The organism is Streptomyces stoeckheimensis (assembly GCF_045822005.1).
Classification (GTDB): Bacteria; Actinomycetota; Actinomycetes; order Streptomycetales; family Streptomycetaceae; genus Streptomyces; species Streptomyces stoeckheimensis.
The window spans coordinates 1,373,347-1,390,342 of sequence record NZ_CP169550.1 but is presented as its reverse complement, the minus strand read 5'-3'; the positions used below and the strand labels follow the sequence as shown (position 1 = coordinate 1,390,342).

Genomic DNA, 16,996 nt, shown 5'->3' with positions numbered 1-16,996 from the left:
CGACAAGGAGCACTTCTGCCCCCGCCCCCTGATTTCCCTTCCCTTCCCGCGTACTGGGTCACCCCGCGCCATCTCGCCGGTGACGACGGCCTCCTTGCCGACCAAGTCGGCTCCCACCTCACCGCGGTGGGCTGGACCAGCCTCACCCTCGTCCGGGGCCGGCGTGAGCCCGACGAATCGGACGACGCCCGGCAGGTTCTCCGCAGCACCGTCCTCTACATCGCTCCGGACGCACTGAGCTGGGCGCAGTGGGTGCTGGCCGACGAGCCCATCCTTCTAGGTGATCAGCCGGTGGCATGGACGGTTTCTGCCCGCGCCACCCCCACCAGCCTTCCCCAGTGGAATGCGTACTTTTCTGTCGGCACCCCGTCCGAGGCTGTCACCGACTTCCTGCTCGCCCTGGAGGACCGCCCGGATCCGGCCCACGGCTACGCCGGACCGCAGATGGTTCTCGACGCGCTGGCCGGCAGCGGCTGGATCGGCGACATCGATACCCCCACCGCCATGTCCGACCCGCGGCTGGCCGCCACCATGGCCTTGACCGCTTTGCCGGATGAGGGCATTCAGGACGGCGATCCGCTCGTCCTCGATCCTGAGGCCGAAGCGGCGGGATGGCAGGCCTGGTGTGAACCGCGGATGGGCACCGGTCTCCTGTGGGCTGCCATGTTCTCCGCCAGTACGCCGCATGATCTCGTTGCGGCCTTCGCCGCCTCTCTGGCCTCACCCGCACCGGTGCTGCGCCACTCCTTGCCGGAGTGCAGCGAGGGCCAGCTCACTGTGCAACCGACTGCCTGATACGCCGACGGCCGGACCCCCCATGGGTCCGGCCGTCGGCCGTTGCGTAGCAGTACGGTCATCGATCGGTTTGCGGCTCCAGGAGACGGTCGCGATGCTGCCGACGACCGACACCCCGCCCGGCCTCAGCGCTTGTGCGCGAGTCCGGAGGGGCGCCAGGCCCAGGCGGTCGACTCTGGCCACCGGTCAGCGGCCGTGGCCCGTGGTACCTCCGGGCGGTGGTCGCTGGGCTTGTGCCAGTGCGCAGCTGGGAGACCCCCGTCTGCGGCCAGGTCTTCCGTTTGATGGACAGCAGGGCTCAGCGGGCTGTTGCCTTGGCCAGGGCGGTCTGCCCGTGGACTGCGACTTCCGCCGGGCTGCCGGAGACGACCAGCAGCACGGCCTCGTCGCGAATCACGGTCTGCTGGACGACGGTGCGTCGCCCGCCGGCGTTGACGGTGAGGACCTGCCCCCACTGCTCGTCACCGAGACGGGGCACCGGCACCGTCTGGGTGCGCACCTCCGCCACGGTGGTGTCGGTGACCAGCTGGTACGACGGGCAGGCGCCCATCGCGGTCATGATCCGTCCGACCCACGCAGCAAGGTCCTTGGGCGGCGCGGAGTACAGCTCCTCGGTCAGCTGGGTGCCGTCGGGGCCGGCGACGGCCCGCTTCGCCTGGTTCGGGAACATCGCGTACGGGTTGTCCGCGGCGCTGCCCAGCTGCTCCAGCTGAGGGCAGCCCTCGACGGACGCCTCGGGCGAACCCGTGGATGCGGCGGGGCGGGCAGCGTAGCCGGGGCCGAGATCGTCGGCGGTGAGCAGCCGGTCCGCCAGCCGCTCCGACGGCAGCACTTCGTGGTCGCTGGCGGTGGGTATGGAGGCTTCCGCCCGAGGTGCTGCAGGCGCCGTGGCGGAGGGCGGGGCGGAACAACTGGTCAGCGCCCAGAGGGCGAGGCAGGTGCTGGTGAGGACGGTGGAATGGCGCAGGCGCATACGGGTTCCCTGGGTCGGATGCGGGTGTGCTGACCGTGGCCGCCTCCTCAGAGCGGCAGGGAAGGAACACAAGGGTCCAGGGGCGCGGTACCCGCTCAGTGGCCGATGGAGCGCAGGCCCTCCTCGAGCGTGCCGAACTTGCCATTGCTTGGGCCGCTGTTGCGGTTGTACCAGGCCACGTCCAGCCGCGGCTCCAGGGTCTCGTGGCCGTCGCGGCAGCGCAGCCAGATCCGCCCCTCAGTGCACAGGACGACCCAGTCCCGGTACGCCTCGCACTGCGGGCAGGCACGGACATCGCCTTCGACGACCAGGAGGCGGGGCCACGGCATGAGCCGGCCCGCCAGGTCGTCATCGGTGTCCATGCGGAAGTCCGGCGGCAGGAAGTCGTCCACAACCGGGGCGGCCGGAGCGGGGGCGGGCGTCTGCTGCACCGGGTCGGGCCACTGCGGCTCCGGGTGCGCCAGCCACGGGACACCTGCCGGCCCCAGCTCCGAACGCTCCTGCTTGGCCTTCCTGCGACCGAACACTTGGGCTCCCCTCCCAGTCGGCTCCCCGCACACGGCGGTGGGTCAAGAAGCGTGCCCCATGGGCCCCACCAGCGGCAACTCACAAACTCCTGAAAGCCAGGTCACCTCCGGCGGCGCTGCGTGCCCTTCGCTGCCGGGCTCTCGGCCTTCGGTCCGGCGGGGCCAGACGAGGCGGTGGCGCCGTCGGGCAAGGGCACCGCCTGGGCGTCGGCCGGCAGGTCCGCAGCGCGGCGCAGCCGCCACACCAGCACGTCGGACACCGACTCGGCGCTCCCCAGCTCCCGTCGGGCGGCTGCGTCGGCCAGCAGGGCGGTGGCGTCGTACCCGGCTGCCTCGGTATCGGCCAGGGTCGCCGCCAGCGCCGACCATCCGGCTTCGGCCAAGACCTGCTCCGCAAGGTCCGCCGGCAGCGCTTCCCGGACCCGGAGGACCTGGCGGCGCAGCACCGGAAGGGTCAGCGACCGGCCCCGTACGGCTAGCACGCCCATCGGCTGCGCGGCGGCGGCCCGGTAGGCCGTGCGCAGGTGCTCGGCGGCCTGCTGGGCGACGGCGGCTTGCTGTGCGTGGGCCTTCTTCCCGTGCCAGTGCGCGGCTACGGTCACCAGGAAGAACACGGCGTCGATCACCATCGCGGTCGTCGCCCCGTCCTCGCCCCGCCCGAGCGCAGGACCGCTGTAGACGAGGTCGCGGGCAGCCTGGCGAAGGGCCCGGTCGTGACCGCGTTCGGCCCGCACGTGGGAGCGGGAAGCCCGCTCGAACGCGAAGGCGGCGTTGCGCAGTTCGCGCCGGGTGTGGGCGGCCGACGTCTTCGCAAGCGCGTCCAGGACCTCACCGGCAGCCGCGATGTACGCCGCGGCCACCCCGTCGTCCGCACCGTCCATGACCAGCACCGCCTGCCACAGCGCCGTGCTCGCCCGGCGCCGTGCCGATGCGGGCCCCGACGGCACCGACTGCTCGGCGACCCGGCTGGTCCGGCGGCCGGACCAGCGCTCCCGGATCCGCGGCAGGGACAGGTCCGGGCCCAACTTCGAGCCCGGGTAGAGGACTGGTTCCCCTTGGGCGTTGACGTCTCCAGGCAGCGCGACTGTGTACCCCAGGAGGTCACCGGACGGTGCGACGCGTGTGCGCACCAGAACGCCGGCGGCGCCCAGGCGGTCGAAGAACTCCTTCTCGCTCTCGGCGCCGGCCACGGCCCGCCGGACGGTCTCGCGTAGTTCCTCGCGGGCGGTGCGTTCGCGGCCCTGGCGGGCGGCCTTGTGGTGTTCGGCGCTGGTGGGCCGCTTGGCGGCGGTGCCGTCACCAGGGTTGAGGCGGCGCAGCCACAGTTCCTCTTCCAGACGGCGGGCCTCGGCTTGGACGCGGACCGCGTCGAAGTCGAGTTCCGGCCGGTTGCCGTCTTCACGGACCAGGGTGGCCAGGATGTGGATGTGGTCGTCCGCGTGCCGTACGGCGACCCAGCGGCAGCCGGAGCCTTGGTCGGGGTCGTCGATGCCGGCGGCGGCGACCATGCGGCGGGCGACGTCGCCCCATTCCTCGTCGGACAGGGTCCGGTCGGTGGGGCCGTTGCGAACCGACAGGTGCCACACGTGCTTCGCCGGCTGCTCGTCTTCGGCGAGCAGCGCCAGGGGCTGGTCGAGGAGTTGCTGGAGCTGTTTGTACGTGACCTCGGGATCGCGGCCGGGGTCGGGGGCGCCGTGGTCCCAGGAGGCCACCAGGTGCGGGTCGACGTGCTCCTCGGCCTTGCCGGGCCCGTACAAGTAGTACAGGAGGCCGATGGTGCGCTGCCCGCGCTTGTGGATCTTGGGGACCATGGTGGTGTGGAGTCCTAGTTGTGTTCGAGGAGCTGGGCGGTGGCGCCCTGGACGCGGGCGGAGGCGCGGTGGACCGAGTCGAGCACGGCGTCGAGTTGGGCGTCAGGCGGCTGGGCACCGGAGTTGATCGCGCGGGCCAGCTGGTTCAGGTTGTTGCCGATCTGTCCGAGGTGCCGGCGAGCGGCGAACAGCTCGGCGACCATCTCGCGGCGCCCTGCGATGGCGGCGGCGCTGGTCTGCGGATCGCGGGAGGCGCTGAGGGCGGCGCGGGCGAAGAAGCCGGCGAGGGTGACGCCGGCTGTCCTGGCGGCGGTCGCGACGAGGGCGAGCTCGTCGTCGCTCATGCGGACGCTGCACACGTTGGGGCGCTGACGGCGTTTGTACGTACGGCGTCGCGTACGGGCGGCTGCGGGTGCAGCTGAGGCTGACGCGGCTTCGTGCGTGGGTTGTTGGTCCCCTCCTGGCCGCGACCCGCCCTCGGCCGCAGCCTCCTCGTCAGGCGTCCCCCGGCGCCGGACGAGGCCCTGCCCCCCAGGGGCAGGGAACCCTTTGGACACTCCGCCGATGGTGGAGTGTCCAAAGGGATAACTTGCTCCTTCTGGGAGCGAGTTGACGTCGGGAGAACGGTCGTCGCGGGCGCAGGATTCGGCCGACCTGAAGGTCCCGTTCTGCACCGGTTCGTGCTGGTTTTCAGCAGGCTGCATGGGCGTTTTGGCTCCTTCCGGGAGGCCAGGTGGTGGGGGAACGGGACGGCGGCCTGGGTACTGGTCCAGGCCGCCGTAGGGACAGGGTTCGGTCACCGGCACAGGGGGCAGCGCTCAAAGTGCTTGGCCAGGGCCCTGGCCATGTTCTGTTTCACGCCCCAGGCGTGCCGGGTGCTCGCCTTCGCTGCGGTGCTGCCCTCGTGACGGGCGGCATGGCCGCGCAGGAAGGCGATGTCGCGCTCGTAACCGGCCTTCATGTCGGCGAATCGGGTGCAGGTCTTCATCGGTGGGTGGCTCCTTCGTGGGATTTGGGGGAGGCGGTCGCAGAGCGAAGCGCGGTTAGAACGGGGCCGATGTGCTCGTTGCCGAGGGGGATGCCGCGGGCGCGCATGATGCTCCGCAGCTGGGTTCGGGTGATCTGCTCGTTCCCGTCCGCAGCCAGGGCTGCGGGGACGTCCGGGAGGACCAGCTCGACAACCTCTTCCTCGGACAGGCGGCGCGGTCCGGTCCGGCGTTCGGACCGTCCGGCGTGGACCTTCGCCCGGACGGTCCGGGGACGTACCGGTCCCGTCCGAGTCCGCCGCGGTCCGGGTTTGGGGCTGGGTCGGTCCGGTCCGGCGGGGGCGTCGGTCCGGGTTTCTTCGTGGTCCGGGTTCGGTCCGGTCCGGGTTTCCGTCGTGTCCGGCGGTGCGGTGGTCCGGCTTGGGTCCGGGTCCGGTCCGGGTTTGGGGCTGGGTCGGTCCGGTCCGGCGGGGGCGTCGGTCCGGGTTTCTTCCTGGTCCGGGTTCGGTCCGGTCCGGGGCTCCGTCGTGTCCGGCGGTGCGGCGGTCCGGCTCGGGCCGGAGCCGGTCCGGGTTTCGGTCGCGCTGTTCCGGAGGGGCCGGGCGATGCGCTGGTGGATCTGCCGCATCAGGACTCCGAAGGCGAGCATGGCGCCCGTCGGCGGGACGGCGGCGACCACGTAGTCCAGGACCGGGACCGGACTGCCGGTGGTGCCGCTGACGCCGGCGACGTTGAGCGCGATTGATCCGGCCGACCCTGCGGCCGTCAGCCCGATTGCCCACCAGTCCGTCACCCGGCGCAGACCCGCTCGCAGCATCAGCAGTTCGCCGGCGACGATGAACATGTCCAGCGTGGCGGGCCAAGCCCACTGCCGGATGGGCGAGCGGTCCAGGCCGTGCCGCCCAGCGACTTCGGCGAGGTGGGCGTAGGAGAGCCAGAATCCGGCGCCAGTCAGGACGATGATCACCGTCCCGGCAGCGATCAGCGCGTATCGGTCGGCGGTCTCCTCGGTCAAGGGCTCCCTTTCTCCGGGCTTGCTGTGGGGCGTGGTGTGTGGCCGCCGGCGGCGCGCATGGTCGACCGGTCGGGAGGCGGCGCCGGGCAGGTCATGCCGCCTTCCGCAGCGCGTCGTTGAGCTCGCGCGTCTGGGCCTGGCGCGGCACCTGGCAGAACGTTTCCTCGGGTGCGCTTCCGTCGTCGCCGCCCTCGTCGTTGCTGTGGGCGGGGCTGACCTGGCTGTCCGCGGCGGGGACCTTCCAGTACCGGTCGCGGTCTGCCACTGCGTGCGCCGCCCGACGCAGGAGGTCGCGGGCGTGGTCGAAATCGACCCTGAGGACGTAGGCCAGCCGTGAGGTGCTCCAGCCGCGTACGTGGGCGGCGCGGGTGACGGCGTCGCGTTCGGCGGCGGAAAGGTGGACGTCCCGGCCCATGAGGGCGGCGCGGACCCGCTGGTAGTCGAGTCGCTTGGCGACCTTGGCGCGCCAGGGCTTGCGTTCCGCCTCGGTCAGTCCACCCCACAGGCCCCACCGGATGTCGTTGTCCATGGCGTGGCTGAAGCAGTCCTGCCGCACGGGGCAGGCGCCGCACAGGGTCTTGGCCTCGGCGATGTCGGCGTGGGCCCGCGGCGCGGGGAAGAACATTCGGTCGGCTTCGGCAGTGTCCAGGTCGTGGCAGTTCCCTCGGTCGTGCCACGAGATGTCGGCGATGCCACGTAGGTCGGGCACGGGCTGGGTGTTGGTGGTGATTTCGCGCATGGGATGGGTCTCCAGTGCATGCCGGATAGCGGCGAGCGGGTGCGGCAGCACTCGGCGGTGGGTGCCAGCTGACCGGCGGTGGAAGGTGGTGAGCGCAGGTGGTCAGGCGGCGCGGAAGCGGCGGTCGGGGCCGTCGAGGTGGACCGGGGTACACATGCCGGACAGGCGGGAGATCACTCGGTCGCCGACCTTGTCCCGAAGCACTGGCTGCCCGGTCGCCATCCCAGGGGTACGCACCGGCGGCAGGTTCGAGGTGACGATCGTCGGCAGCTGGTTCTGCGCACGCCAGTTCAGCAGCCGGAACGTGATCTCCTCGTTCCATTCGGACGCCTTCGCAGCCCCGAGGTCGTCCAGGAGCAGCAGTGGTATCCGCACGATCCGCCGCAGCAGGTACTCCGGATCGCCACCGCCCCGGGCCCGCATCTCGCCGTACAGGTCGGCGGCGGTCGTGGCGTGCCAGCGCACCCCGCACCCGGAGGCGGTCAAGGCGCGGATCGCGGCGTACGCCTGGTGCGTCTTGCCGGCGCCGGTGGAGCCCCACAGCAGCAGGCTGCGGCCGTGGGTGATCTCTCGCTGCCCGGCAGTCCCGAAGTGCGGGTTCAGCGAGCTCGCCGCGTGGCCGACGGCGCTGCCGGCGATGGTGCGGACCCACTCGGCTACGGCCGGGTGCTCGACGCGAGCCTCGCGGTAATCGCGCGGGATTCGCAGCTGAGCGGCCTCAAGCGCGGGGATCGCTTCCGGGGTGTCCGCAATGGGGGTGGTGGGGTCGATGCCGCGCTCGGCGAGCTTGCGCCGCATCCAGGCCATCGCAGCGTTGTCCACAGTGGTCTGGGGGTCGGCGAGGCTGGTGCGGTTCACAGGGCGACTCCGAAGATTCCGGCGGGCTCGGTGGGGTTGCGATACGGCGTGTAGGCGGGGGAGGCGCTGGCCCAGGGCCCCGCGCCGGAGGCGGAGGACGGGCTCGAGCTCGACGACGGCGCTGGCCCGGAGTTGAGGAACTCGTTGACCAGGCTCGGCAGGACGCTGGGGTTCAGCCCCTTGGCGCGCAGCCGTTCCAGTGCCGGCCTCAGGACGTCGGGGCGATAGCCCTCGTCCAGCAGCGCGCGGATCTCTTTGCCCAGGTGCCCGAGGACCTTCTTCGGCGGGCGCCCTCCGGGGCAGTCCCGCAGGTACTCGGCCATCAGGACCTTCGCCGACCACTCGCTTGCGTCGGCCGCCTCGAGCACCGTTTCCGGGGAGGAGCTGAGTGCGGGCGCCTCGCGCCCCCTACGGGAAGATCCAGGATCCAAGATCCTAGATCCAGACCGTGACTCCTCAGTGAATGTGGTGCCAATCACATCATCTGCTCGGCCTGCACCGCCCTGACCTGCAGATTCCTTCGCGGGTGCTGCGCGAGGCGGGCAAGGGGGTGATGTGGCCTCGCTCTCACCCTCCTGGGCGAGAGTGGCGCACGTCACGGTGAGGGTGGAAGCGGGTGAATCGGGCGGAACACGTCGCGTGAGGGCTCCGTGAGCGTTCGCGGAGCCGCCCCCGCCGACGGTGTCGGCGGACGCCCTGTAGGCCTCGGTGGGCGCCTGTCGGGGGCTGGCTGCCGCATGGATCTGGGTGTGGCACTGGGGGCGGTCGCACTCGCCGCACGCCTTCGCCGCCTCGTGGGTCGGGCAGCGGGGCAGCCGAGAGTCTGAAGCACGATTGATCTTCTGATGTCGGTCCCAAGTCACGATGTGCAGCCAGGACTTGCCGTCGCAGCCGGTGTACCGGCATACCAGGCCAGCTGTGGCCAGCTGCTCCAGGTCGCCGGCGACGTGGGCGGGGGTGTGCTCCGGGCGCAGCGCCCACAGCCGTCCCGCGATGACGGCCGGATGGTCACGGAATCGGCCGGAGTCGTCCGCCTGGGTCAGCAGGCCGAAAAACGTGACCATCGCCGTGACATCGACGGCGGCGAGGTCCTCGGATTCGAACGCCTCGGGCTTGATGGTACGAATGCGTGCCATCAGGCACCGCCCCTGCGGCAGAGGCCCGAAATGGGCGGGTGAGCGGTATCCGCTCCACAGTCCGCAGCGGCGGCCCGAGGGTCCGGCCTTTCGCGCAGGGGCGTGCCCATGCAAAACTCTCCCTGAGTGATGCCGCAGCCGGTGTGTCCCGTTGGAAGGGCCGGCGCGGTGATGACGGGTCTCTCCGGCCGTTGCCTCGGCTGGAGATAAGGCTCTTCGCGTACGGCGCCCGGGAGTTGCCTTCTCCCGGGCGCCGATTGCTTTTGCGGACTAGCCGCTTGGTGTGTCCTGCATGCGTTCCTTTCGTCGCCACCGGGTTGCCTCCCGGTGGGGGACGACGAACATACGCAGGCGCCCGCACAAGATCCAGACCTGGCTCTACAGACCCTGAAAAGTTGTAGAGGCCAAGCATTTCATCGATGCGCCAGGGTGTGCAGATTTGAGCCGTTGTTGGGCGGCGCTGCCCAGGCGCACTCCGGGTACGCCGAAAAGGATCTTCATGAGAGCCCCCATGTTCATGAACCGGCAGGCTGTCGCTCTGTACCGGCTGGTCAGGTCTGGATTTAAGCCCGCAGGCAAAGCCTTCGTCAACGGCACCTCAAGAGCGAATCCACGCGCGTAGATGAATGCGTTCCATATGCGGAGTTCGCGTGGAAGGTCTGGGTAACGTCCTTTATTTGTAAGGGGTTTGGGTTGCTGGAGTCGACATGTCAGGGGTGACCGTTGGTGGCGTGAATGATCATTCGCCACCTTGCAACAAAAACCGGCAAGGATTTGCCGCTTTCCCGATCATGAAAAACCGTGAGTGACGGAATGTTCAGATTCGTCACGGAAGGCGGCCGGGTGCCGGTGGGCATGGTTGCACGTTTAACCAACTGCCCTGTGGTCGACGCCACAAATTGTGGAAAGGGTTCAACGTCGTCGTATCGTCTTTGTGGGAGGCATCCGGCCGGGGGGCCTGCATTCGTGCTGCCCCTCTTTTTTCATGCCCTCGACCGGATGCTGCGCCTGCAGACTGCGGAGATAAAGGAAGAGCCTCATGGTTGCTCAGGGGATAGTCCCCTTCGGCGATGACCGCGCCGAGAACAAGGGCGCACACGGTGGAAAAATCGCCGGTCAGTTCATGGGGTTCGGCGGCTGGCTGAAGAGATGGCGCCAGGCGGCGGGGATCACCCAGACCCCGGTGGCCAAGGCCCTCGGCATGGGGGTCCGGACCTACCGCAACGTGGAGAAGGGGGCCGTCCCGCCCCGGTTCACCAAGCCCCAGTGTGAGGCGCTCGCGGACCTGCTCGGCCTCGACAAGAGTGAGCGCCACGCCCTGCTGCTCTACAACATCGGCACCACGCTCGACGGCGACCCGCAGATCGACGCCAGTCCGGAGTTGCGCCGCGCACTTCGCTTGCTGATCGACAGGCAGATGCCCTCGCCTACTTACCTCACCGACCGCAACTGGAACATCCTCGCGTACAACGCGGCGATGGCCGAGTGGTGGCCCTGGGTCATGGAGCCGCGCGCCAACCTCATGCGCTGGGCCCTGACAAACCCCGAGGCCCGCACCCAGTACCACGACTGGGAAATGCACGCCGCCGCCTACGTCCGTCTGCTGAAGTTCGCCCAGGCCACCCACAAGGACAACACCGAGCTCGTTGACCTGATCGCCGAGGTTCGCCAGAACGCGGACGTCGAACGCATATGGCGTACGGAGGCCGATCTGGAAGCCGACAGGGACGGGCACGTTTTTCGGATGATCATTCCCGCCCTGGGCTGGGAAACTGTCGAAGTCGTCTCCCACGTCCTGTACCCGGCATCGATGCCCCACTGCCGGTTCGTAGTGATCACCTGGGTCGAGGCCGAGTCCTCCGACGACGAGACCGACGCTCTGGGGGGCAAGCGCAACGCCTGGGCACATGCTGAGCCCAGCACGTCCACTCCGCAGCCCCCCGCCCAGGCCGAAGCCGATGCCGCCCGCCGCCGCGCGGCCCGCGCGCTAACCGCCCGCCTCGTCGTCGACAGCGCCGACGAAGCCGCAGCGCTCGCCGGCCCCGACGGCGTCCCGCTCCCAGCACTCAGCGCGCTGGCCGGGCCGGAGTGCCGACTCACCCTGTCGCCCGAAAATCACTCCGTGGTGTGGGCCATCCAGGAAGTCCCTGGGGAGTGGGGCATCACGCAGCTGGGGGCCGGAGCCGTGATCGACCGCATCCACCAGCCGATCGTGGACCCCCAGGCCAGAGCGGAGTTGAAGCTACTCCTGCGCGCCTCGCTGCCGGACTCCGACCAGGCGGCCATCAGCCGGCTCCACGGGCAACTGCCCCAGGTCGACCTCCGGGCCGCCCTCCTTCGCGAGATCTTCAATGACCTCCAAGGGGGCGAAAGCCTGCCCTGCTAGCTGGTGTGGTTGGCCCGCTGACCAAGGAGAGCCACTTACTGTCACGACTGATGCGGTCTCCGTCTGGGGTCTGGGGTCGGGGCGCGGCCGTCCGGACGACAGAAAACGTTGGACGGTTGTCCCCGCAGCCTCTGGGCCATCGACGACGGAGGGTGCGCCAGTCCGCCCTCGGAAGGGCCGAGCGCCTCGAGGTACGGCAGATCCCCCAACCCTCAGGAGTCACTGTGTCCCGACACATCTACGACTGCCCCGTTCGCTGGTCGGACCTCGACGCGAACGGACACCTCAACAGCTCCCGCTACGGCGTTCTTCTGGAGGAGACCCGCATGCGCATGTTCAGCATGCTGGTCCCCAAGGACCCCGCCGAGCGCCTGGCCCGCAACTTCCTGCTGCGTGAGCAGACCATCCGCTATCAGCACCCGCTTGACACCTGGGAGACGCCGGTCCGCATCGAAGCCTGGGTTGCTGACGTCAAGCGCGTCTCCCTCACCTTCCACTTCGAGGTCAAGGACGACGAGCACGTCTACGCCACCGCGACCTCCGTCGTGGCCGGCTACGACTCCATCCGGGGAGGTATCCGCCGCTTCGAGCAGGACGAGCTCGACGTGTTCAACAGCTTCGCTGACACCACCCAGGCCGCGGACAACTGAACCGCCGATCGTCGGCCCGGGTGAGCGTGTCTGAAAGATCGTGTAAGTCCGTGATGTGGCAGCCTGGCCCGGGGCTCGGCCTCGGGCCAGTGGGCCAGGCGGATCGGACGAGTCATGGCAGACAAAGACGAATCGGCCACGTCCGTGGCCGACGACAAGACAGTCGACGAGGTCATCGAGCGGCTGCTCGACAAAGCTGACGCCTCGGGAGCGGCCCTGCTCGGTGAGTGCGGGCTCCTGGCGGAGATCACCAAGGCCGTCCTCGAGCGGGTCCTGGAAGCCGAGATGAGCGAACACCTCGGCTACGAACGCGGAGATTCAGCGGGTCACGGCTCGGGGAACTCCCGCAACGGGACCTCGCCCAAGACGGTCCTGACCGACGCCGGCGCGGTCACGTTGGCGGTGCCGCGGGACGGCAACGGCGAGTTCGAACCGCGCCTCGTCCCGAAGAACGCCCGCCGCCTCGCCGGCTTCAACGACCGGATCCTCTCGCTCTACGCCCGCAGGATGAGCGTGCACGACATTCGCTCCCACCTCGCCCAGATCTACGGCGTCGAGGTCAGCCCCGACCTGATCAGCAAGGTCACCGACGCCGTGATCGACGAGCTCGTGACCTGGCAGAACCGGCCCCTCTACCCGGTCTGGCCGATCATCCACATCGACGCATTGTGGGTGAAGATCCGCTCGGGCTCGGTGTTCTCGAAGCCGGTCTACCTGGCCGTCGGGGTCGACATGGACGGCCGCAAAGACGTCCTCGGTCTGTGGGTCGGATCCGAGGGCGAGGGCGCCACCACCTGGATGGTGGTCCTGTCGGAGCTGCGGAATCGAAGCATCGAGGACGTCTGCATCGTGGTCGGCGATGGCCTGAAGGGCCTGCCCGACGCAGTCACCGCGACCTGGCCCAAGGCCACTGTCCAGACGTGCGTGATCCACCTGGCCAGGGCCTCGCTCAGGCTGTCGTCGTTGCGGGATCACCCGAAGCTGGTTCCGGCCCTCAAGGCCATCTACACGGCCCCGACGGAGCAGGCTGCGAACAGGCCCTCGACCTGTTCGCAGCCTCTGACCTGGGCGAACGCTACCCCGCGATCGTCCGGACCTGGCGGTCAGCCTGGCCGGAGTTCACTCCCTACCTGGCGTTCCCGCCGGCCATAAGGACGGTGGTCTACTCCACGAACATGGTCGAATCGATGAATGCCCGCCTCCGCAAGGCCACCCGCAACCGCGGCCACTTCCCCTCAGAACAGGCCGCGTTGAAGGTCCTCTACCTCGCGGTCCGCGAGAAGATCAACCCCAAAGCGCGCGACACCAACCACGTCGCCGCACACTGGAAAGAGGCACTGAACCAGTTCTCACTCTTCTTCGAGGACCGGCTCAGCATCCAATGACACCAGGAGACTTTCACAAGATCGCTGGCACGCCCCACCGGCAACGTCGTCCCCGTGTCCCCTCGGGGATGACACCCCGCTCTGGGCGGACCGTCCCAGCTGCTCGGCGGGACAGCAGCTCGGGGCTCGGTTCGCGTCGTTGACGGTGTCTCCGGTCAGCCCGAGTGCCGGCCGATGCCGGGGAGGAAGCGGCCAGCGCGTGCGGCGTACTGCGCGTAGGTGGCGCCGTGGACGCGGCGCAGGTAGGGCTCTTCGGCCAGGCGGACGGTGAGTTCGATGCCGATCACGGTGGCGGCGAGTCCGGCCAGGGCCAGCGGGTTGGGGACCATGAGGGCCAGCCCGGCCACCGTGAGGATCGCGGCGGTGTAGATGGGGTTGCGGACCAGCTTGAACGGGCCGGTGGTGACCAGGGCGGTGGTCTCACCCGGGTCACCACCGATGCGCCAGGAGGCGCCCATCGCCAGCTGGGCGGTGAAAGTCGCCGCGATCCCCAGTGCGGCCAGTGCCACCCCTGTGATGCGCACCGGCAGTGTGTCCAGGCCGGGCAGAGGGTGCATGAGGCCGGTGATGTCGGCGGCCGGAGCGAGGATGCCGGTGAGGAGGCTGCCCAGGCAGGGGGCGATGCTGCCCCACCACTGGGCGGTGCCGGTGCGGCCGTGGCGGGCGCCGAGGTCGCCGGTGCGGCGGTACTGGATGAGGGCCCGCATCCCTCCGGCGATGAGCAGGAACGCCGCGTACAGGGCGAGCGCGAGGACGGCCATCGCGCTCACCTCCCCTCGTGGTTGCGGTCAGCCGACGGGTGTGTTGTCGCGTTCGTGGTCAGTGCGGCGCCAGGAGAGGGCGACCATGGCCAGGCCGCCGCAGACGATGAAGACGTCGGCGAGGTTGAACGTGGGCCACCAGCCGGTGTGCAGGTAGTCGGTGACGACCCCGTCGCCCGCACGGTCGACCAGGTTCGCGGCGGCGCCCGCCAGGATCACAGCGAGTGCCGCGGCCGCGGCCTTCGACTGTGGGGCGGTGCGCCAGGCGAACACGCCGACCCCGATGGTGATCAGGGCGGTGAAGGCGACCACGACCCAGGAGGGCAGGGTGTCGCCCATGGAGAAGGCGACGCCGGGGTTGAAGGCCAGGCGCAGCTGGGCAAGGTCGGGGCCGATCGGCGCGTCGGCCAGGGCGTCCTGGGCCCAGGTCTTCAGGGCCAGGTCGGCTGCGGCCAGGGCGGCGGCGCCGGCCGCAAGGGCCGTGCGCCGCCGGGCCGCCGAGGACACGCGGGTGGTGTGCTCGGACATGGTTCAGACTCCTGCCGACGCGGGGACGGGCTGGTCGGCCGCCTTGGCCACAGGGGCCGGTGCCAGAGGGCGGGTGCGTCCGGCGCGGACGCCGTTGCCGATGACGACGATCTCGAAGAGTTCGTGGACGGCGACGACGGCGGCCAGGCCCATGACGCCGAACGCGGCGAGCGGGATCAGCAGGGTGATCAGACCCAGGGACATGCCGACGTTCTGCAGCATGATCGCGCGGGAGCGGCGGGCGTGGTCGAGGGCCTGGGGCAGGTGCCGCAGGTCCTCGCCCATGAGGGCGACGTCGGCGGTTTCGATGGCGACGTCGGTGCCCATGGCGCCCATGGCGATGCCAGTGTCGGCGCTGGCCAGGGCGGGGGCGTCGTTGATGCCGTCGCCGACCATCGCGGTCGGCGACTTCTCGCGCATGGACCGGATGAGGGTGGCCTTGTCCTCCGGGCGCAGGTCGGCGTGGACCTCGGTGATGCCGGCCTGGGCGGCCAGGGCGGCGGCGGTGCGCTGGTTGTCGCCAGTGAGCATGGCCACCGTGTAGCCGGAGGCGTGCAGGCGGGAGACGACCTCGGCGGCCTCGGGGCGCAGTTCATCGCGTACGCCGATGGCGCCGATCAGGTGTCCGTTGTATTCGACGAGGACGGCGGTGGCGCCGGCGTTCTGCAGGGCGGTGACGTCCTCGGCGAGGGCGCCGGGCTCGATCCAGCCGGGGCGGCCCAGGCGTGCGGGGCGTCCGTCGACGGTGCCGGTCAGTCCGGCGCCGGTGACCGCCTCTACCCCCTCGGCGTCGGGGTGCCGGGGGGCGGCGGCCAGGATCGCGCGGGCCAGGGGGTGCTCGCTGCGGGACTCCAGCGCCGCTGCGATCTCCAGGACGCGCTTCTCGCTGCGGCCGTCGACGGAGACGGTCCGGATGACGGTGGGTTCGTTGCGGGTCAGGGTGCCGGTCTTGTCGAGCGCGACGGCGCGGATGCGGCCGAGGGCTTCGAGGGCGGCTCCGCCCTTGACCAGGACGCCGAGCTTGCTGGCGGCGCCGATGGAGGCCACCACGGTGACCGGCACGGAGATCGCGAGCGCGCACGGGGACGCCGCGACCAGGACGACCAGGGCCCGTTCGATCCAGGTGGTCGGGTCGCCGAGGATGCTGCCGGTGACGGCGATGATCGCGGCGAGGACCATGATGCCGGGGACCAGCGGCTTCGCGATCTTGTCGGCGAGGCGCTGGGCGGTGCCCTTGCGGGACTGCTCGGCCTCGACGATCTTCACGATCCGGGCCAGGGAGTTGTCCGCGGCGGTGGCGGTGACCTCGACTTCCAGCACACCGGTGCCGTTGATCGACCCCGCGTACACCGCTTCGCCCACGCCGGCTTCGACAGGGACGGACTCGCCGGTCAGGGCGGAGACGTCGAGCGCGCTGCGGCCGGAGCGGATCGTGCCGTCGGTGGCCAGGCGCTCACCGGGCTTGACCAGCAGCAGATCGCCGATCTGCAGGGTGGCCGGGTCGACGGTGACCTGCGTGCCGACGCGCAGCACGGTGGCCTCGCTGGGCACCAGGTCCAGCAGCGCGCGCAAACCGCGGCGGGTGCGGGCCAGGGAGTACTCCTCCAGGCCCTCGCTGATCGAGTAGAGGAAGGCCAGCATCGCCGCTTCCTCGACCTGACCCAGGACGACCGCGCCGACGGCGGCGATCGTCATCAGCGTGCCGACACCGATCTTGCCCTTGGCCAGGCGGCGCAGCGTGCCCGGCACGAACGTCCACGCGCCGGCCGCCAGGGCTACCGCGTTCAGGACCAGCTGGACCGTCTCCGACCCGCCGGCCAGGCCGGTGAGGAAGCCGGCCAGCAGGAACACTCCGCCGACGGCGGCCCACTGCAACTCGCTGACCTGCCAGATCTTCTCCGGTACTGCCTCTTCGGCCTCGTCACCGGTACGCGGCTCGTCGCCGCTGCATCCGCACGCGTCACCCATTACGCCATTCCTTCGTTCTCGGTGCCGGCCGCCGTACGGCCGTAGTTCGGGCAAAGCTCCACGGCCTCGCCGGTCGCGGCCAGCAGACCCTCGGCCGCGGCCAGCACGTCCAGCAGCTCTGGGCGGGCCAGGGAGTACCACGATGAGCGGCCCTCGGCCCGGGAGTCGACCAGGTTGCAATCACGCAGACACGACAGGTGTGCCGAGACCGTTGACTGGGCCAGGCCCAGAGCGGTCACCAGGTCCGTCACCCGAGCCTCACCCTGCGCCAGGCGCATCAGGATGGCCAGCCGGGCTGGTTCACCAAGGGAGCGGAAGAGGGCTACGGCCGCCGGGGGGGCGTCGCACCTGGGAGCGGCATCCACCGCTTCATTCATCGTCATGTAGCGATGATATCCATCATGGGCAATGGTTGAACAGTGGAGCGGCTCACGCCCGGAGCTTCGGGTGCGCGCGCCCCGGCGGGCGCCGCGGCTTC

Annotated in this window: 15 protein-coding genes and 2 pseudogenes; 4 read left to right on the top strand and 13 right to left on the bottom strand. The window is 70.2% G+C overall.

The window, feature by feature from the left end:
• Nucleotides 1–15: 15 nt before the first annotated feature.
• Nucleotides 16–795, top strand: a complete 780-nt coding sequence (locus tag ACE1OC_RS06485) for a DUF317 domain-containing protein (protein WP_407841489.1) — start codon at nt 16–18, stop codon at nt 793–795.
• 298 nt (nt 796–1,093) lie between these two features.
• Here ACE1OC_RS06485 and ACE1OC_RS06480 read toward each other — a convergent pair whose 3' ends face one another.
• The 9 genes and pseudogenes from ACE1OC_RS06480 to ACE1OC_RS06440 all read right to left on the bottom strand — a co-directional run bounded on the left by ACE1OC_RS06480 (nt 1,094) and on the right by ACE1OC_RS06440 (nt 8,135).
• Nucleotides 1,094–1,768: a hypothetical protein gene (locus ACE1OC_RS06480; protein WP_407836159.1), complete on the bottom strand. Its 675-nt coding sequence runs from the start codon at nt 1,766–1,768 to the stop codon at nt 1,094–1,096.
• A gap of 95 nt (nt 1,769–1,863) precedes the next feature.
• The gene (locus ACE1OC_RS06475; RefSeq protein WP_407836158.1) at nt 1,864–2,295 is read right to left on the bottom strand and encodes a hypothetical protein; all 432 of its coding nucleotides are present in this window, start codon (nt 2,293–2,295) and stop codon (nt 1,864–1,866) included.
• 101 nt (nt 2,296–2,396) lie between these two features.
• Entirely contained in the window at nt 2,397–4,106 is a 1,710-nt protein-coding gene (locus tag ACE1OC_RS06470) for a mobilization protein (protein WP_407836157.1), read from the bottom strand.
• Between the two features lie 14 nt (nt 4,107–4,120).
• A complete protein-coding gene (locus ACE1OC_RS06465) occupies nt 4,121–4,810 on the bottom strand; it encodes a plasmid mobilization protein (RefSeq protein WP_407836156.1) in 690 nt (229 codons plus the stop codon).
• Between the two features lie 92 nt (nt 4,811–4,902).
• Nucleotides 4,903–5,094, bottom strand: a complete 192-nt coding sequence (locus ACE1OC_RS06460) for a hypothetical protein (RefSeq protein ID WP_407836155.1) — start codon at nt 5,092–5,094, stop codon at nt 4,903–4,905.
• 601 nt (nt 5,095–5,695) lie between these two features.
• Nucleotides 5,696–6,107: pseudogene (locus tag ACE1OC_RS06455) on the bottom strand (DUF2637 domain-containing protein); the annotation flags it as partial.
• 91 nt (nt 6,108–6,198) lie between these two features.
• Complete coding sequence (locus ACE1OC_RS06450) at nt 6,199–6,846, bottom strand: WhiB family transcriptional regulator (protein ID WP_407836154.1); 648 nt, start codon at nt 6,844–6,846, stop codon at nt 6,199–6,201.
• 102 nt (nt 6,847–6,948) lie between these two features.
• Nucleotides 6,949–7,704 (bottom strand): ATP-binding protein, encoded by a 756-nt coding sequence (locus ACE1OC_RS06445; protein WP_407836153.1) that lies wholly within the window; start codon nt 7,702–7,704, stop codon nt 6,949–6,951.
• Complete coding sequence (locus tag ACE1OC_RS06440; protein WP_407836152.1) at nt 7,701–8,135, bottom strand: hypothetical protein; 435 nt, start codon at nt 8,133–8,135, stop codon at nt 7,701–7,703. The genes ACE1OC_RS06445 and ACE1OC_RS06440 overlap by 4 nt, the downstream gene beginning before the upstream one ends.
• Before the next feature lie 1,744 nt (nt 8,136–9,879).
• On the opposite strand from ACE1OC_RS06440, the gene ACE1OC_RS06435 reads away from it, so the two are divergent.
• From ACE1OC_RS06435 to ACE1OC_RS06425, 3 genes and pseudogenes are all read left to right on the top strand, one after another.
• Nucleotides 9,880–11,226 carry a helix-turn-helix transcriptional regulator gene (locus tag ACE1OC_RS06435; RefSeq protein ID WP_407836151.1) on the top strand — a complete coding sequence of 449 codons (1,347 nt, stop codon included), beginning with the start codon at nt 9,880–9,882 and terminating at the stop codon, nt 11,224–11,226.
• Between the two features lie 224 nt (nt 11,227–11,450).
• Complete coding sequence (locus tag ACE1OC_RS06430) at nt 11,451–11,876, top strand: acyl-CoA thioesterase (RefSeq protein ID WP_407836150.1); 426 nt, start codon at nt 11,451–11,453, stop codon at nt 11,874–11,876.
• Nucleotides 11,877–11,990: 114 nt separating this feature from the next.
• A pseudogene (locus tag ACE1OC_RS06425) lies at nt 11,991–13,261 on the top strand (IS256 family transposase).
• Nucleotides 13,262–13,416: 155 nt separating this feature from the next.
• Here the strand turns inward: ACE1OC_RS06425 and ACE1OC_RS06420 are convergent.
• The 4 genes from ACE1OC_RS06420 to ACE1OC_RS06405 are packed head-to-tail and all read right to left on the bottom strand — an operon-like array spanning nt 13,417 to nt 16,901.
• Complete coding sequence (locus tag ACE1OC_RS06420; RefSeq protein WP_407836149.1) at nt 13,417–14,022, bottom strand: methyltransferase family protein; 606 nt, start codon at nt 14,020–14,022, stop codon at nt 13,417–13,419.
• Nucleotides 14,023–14,049: 27 nt separating this feature from the next.
• Entirely contained in the window at nt 14,050–14,550 is a 501-nt protein-coding gene (locus ACE1OC_RS06415; protein WP_407836148.1) for a signal peptidase II, read from the bottom strand.
• 3 nt (nt 14,551–14,553) lie between these two features.
• The gene (locus tag ACE1OC_RS06410) at nt 14,554–16,518 is read right to left on the bottom strand and encodes a heavy metal translocating P-type ATPase (RefSeq protein WP_407836147.1); all 1,965 of its coding nucleotides are present in this window, start codon (nt 16,516–16,518) and stop codon (nt 14,554–14,556) included.
• Complete coding sequence (locus ACE1OC_RS06405; protein ID WP_407836146.1) at nt 16,518–16,901, bottom strand: ArsR/SmtB family transcription factor; 384 nt, start codon at nt 16,899–16,901, stop codon at nt 16,518–16,520. The genes ACE1OC_RS06410 and ACE1OC_RS06405 overlap by 1 nt, the downstream gene beginning before the upstream one ends.
• Nucleotides 16,902–16,996: the final 95 nt, after the last annotated feature.

Coding starts and splice junctions, on each gene's coding strand:
- ACE1OC_RS06415 (WP_407836148.1), bottom strand. CDS start 14,550: ATGTCCGAGCACACCACCCGCGTGTCCTCGGCGGCCCGGCGGCGCACG.
- ACE1OC_RS06460 (WP_407836155.1), bottom strand. CDS start 5,094: ATGAAGACCTGCACCCGATTCGCCGACATGAAGGCCGGTTACGAGCGC.
- ACE1OC_RS06480 (WP_407836159.1), bottom strand. CDS start 1,768: ATGCGCCTGCGCCATTCCACCGTCCTCACCAGCACCTGCCTCGCCCTC.
- ACE1OC_RS06410 (WP_407836147.1), bottom strand. CDS start 16,518: ATGGGTGACGCGTGCGGATGCAGCGGCGACGAGCCGCGTACCGGTGAC.
- ACE1OC_RS06450 (WP_407836154.1), bottom strand. CDS start 6,846: ATGCGCGAAATCACCACCAACACCCAGCCCGTGCCCGACCTACGTGGC.
- ACE1OC_RS06420 (WP_407836149.1), bottom strand. CDS start 14,022: ATGGCCGTCCTCGCGCTCGCCCTGTACGCGGCGTTCCTGCTCATCGCC.
- ACE1OC_RS06465 (WP_407836156.1), bottom strand. CDS start 4,810: ATGCAGCCTGCTGAAAACCAGCACGAACCGGTGCAGAACGGGACCTTC.
- ACE1OC_RS06405 (WP_407836146.1), bottom strand. CDS start 16,901: ATGACGATGAATGAAGCGGTGGATGCCGCTCCCAGGTGCGACGCCCCC.
- ACE1OC_RS06470 (WP_407836157.1), bottom strand. CDS start 4,106: ATGGTCCCCAAGATCCACAAGCGCGGGCAGCGCACCATCGGCCTCCTG.
- ACE1OC_RS06435 (WP_407836151.1), top strand. CDS start 9,880: ATGGTTGCTCAGGGGATAGTCCCCTTCGGCGATGACCGCGCCGAGAAC.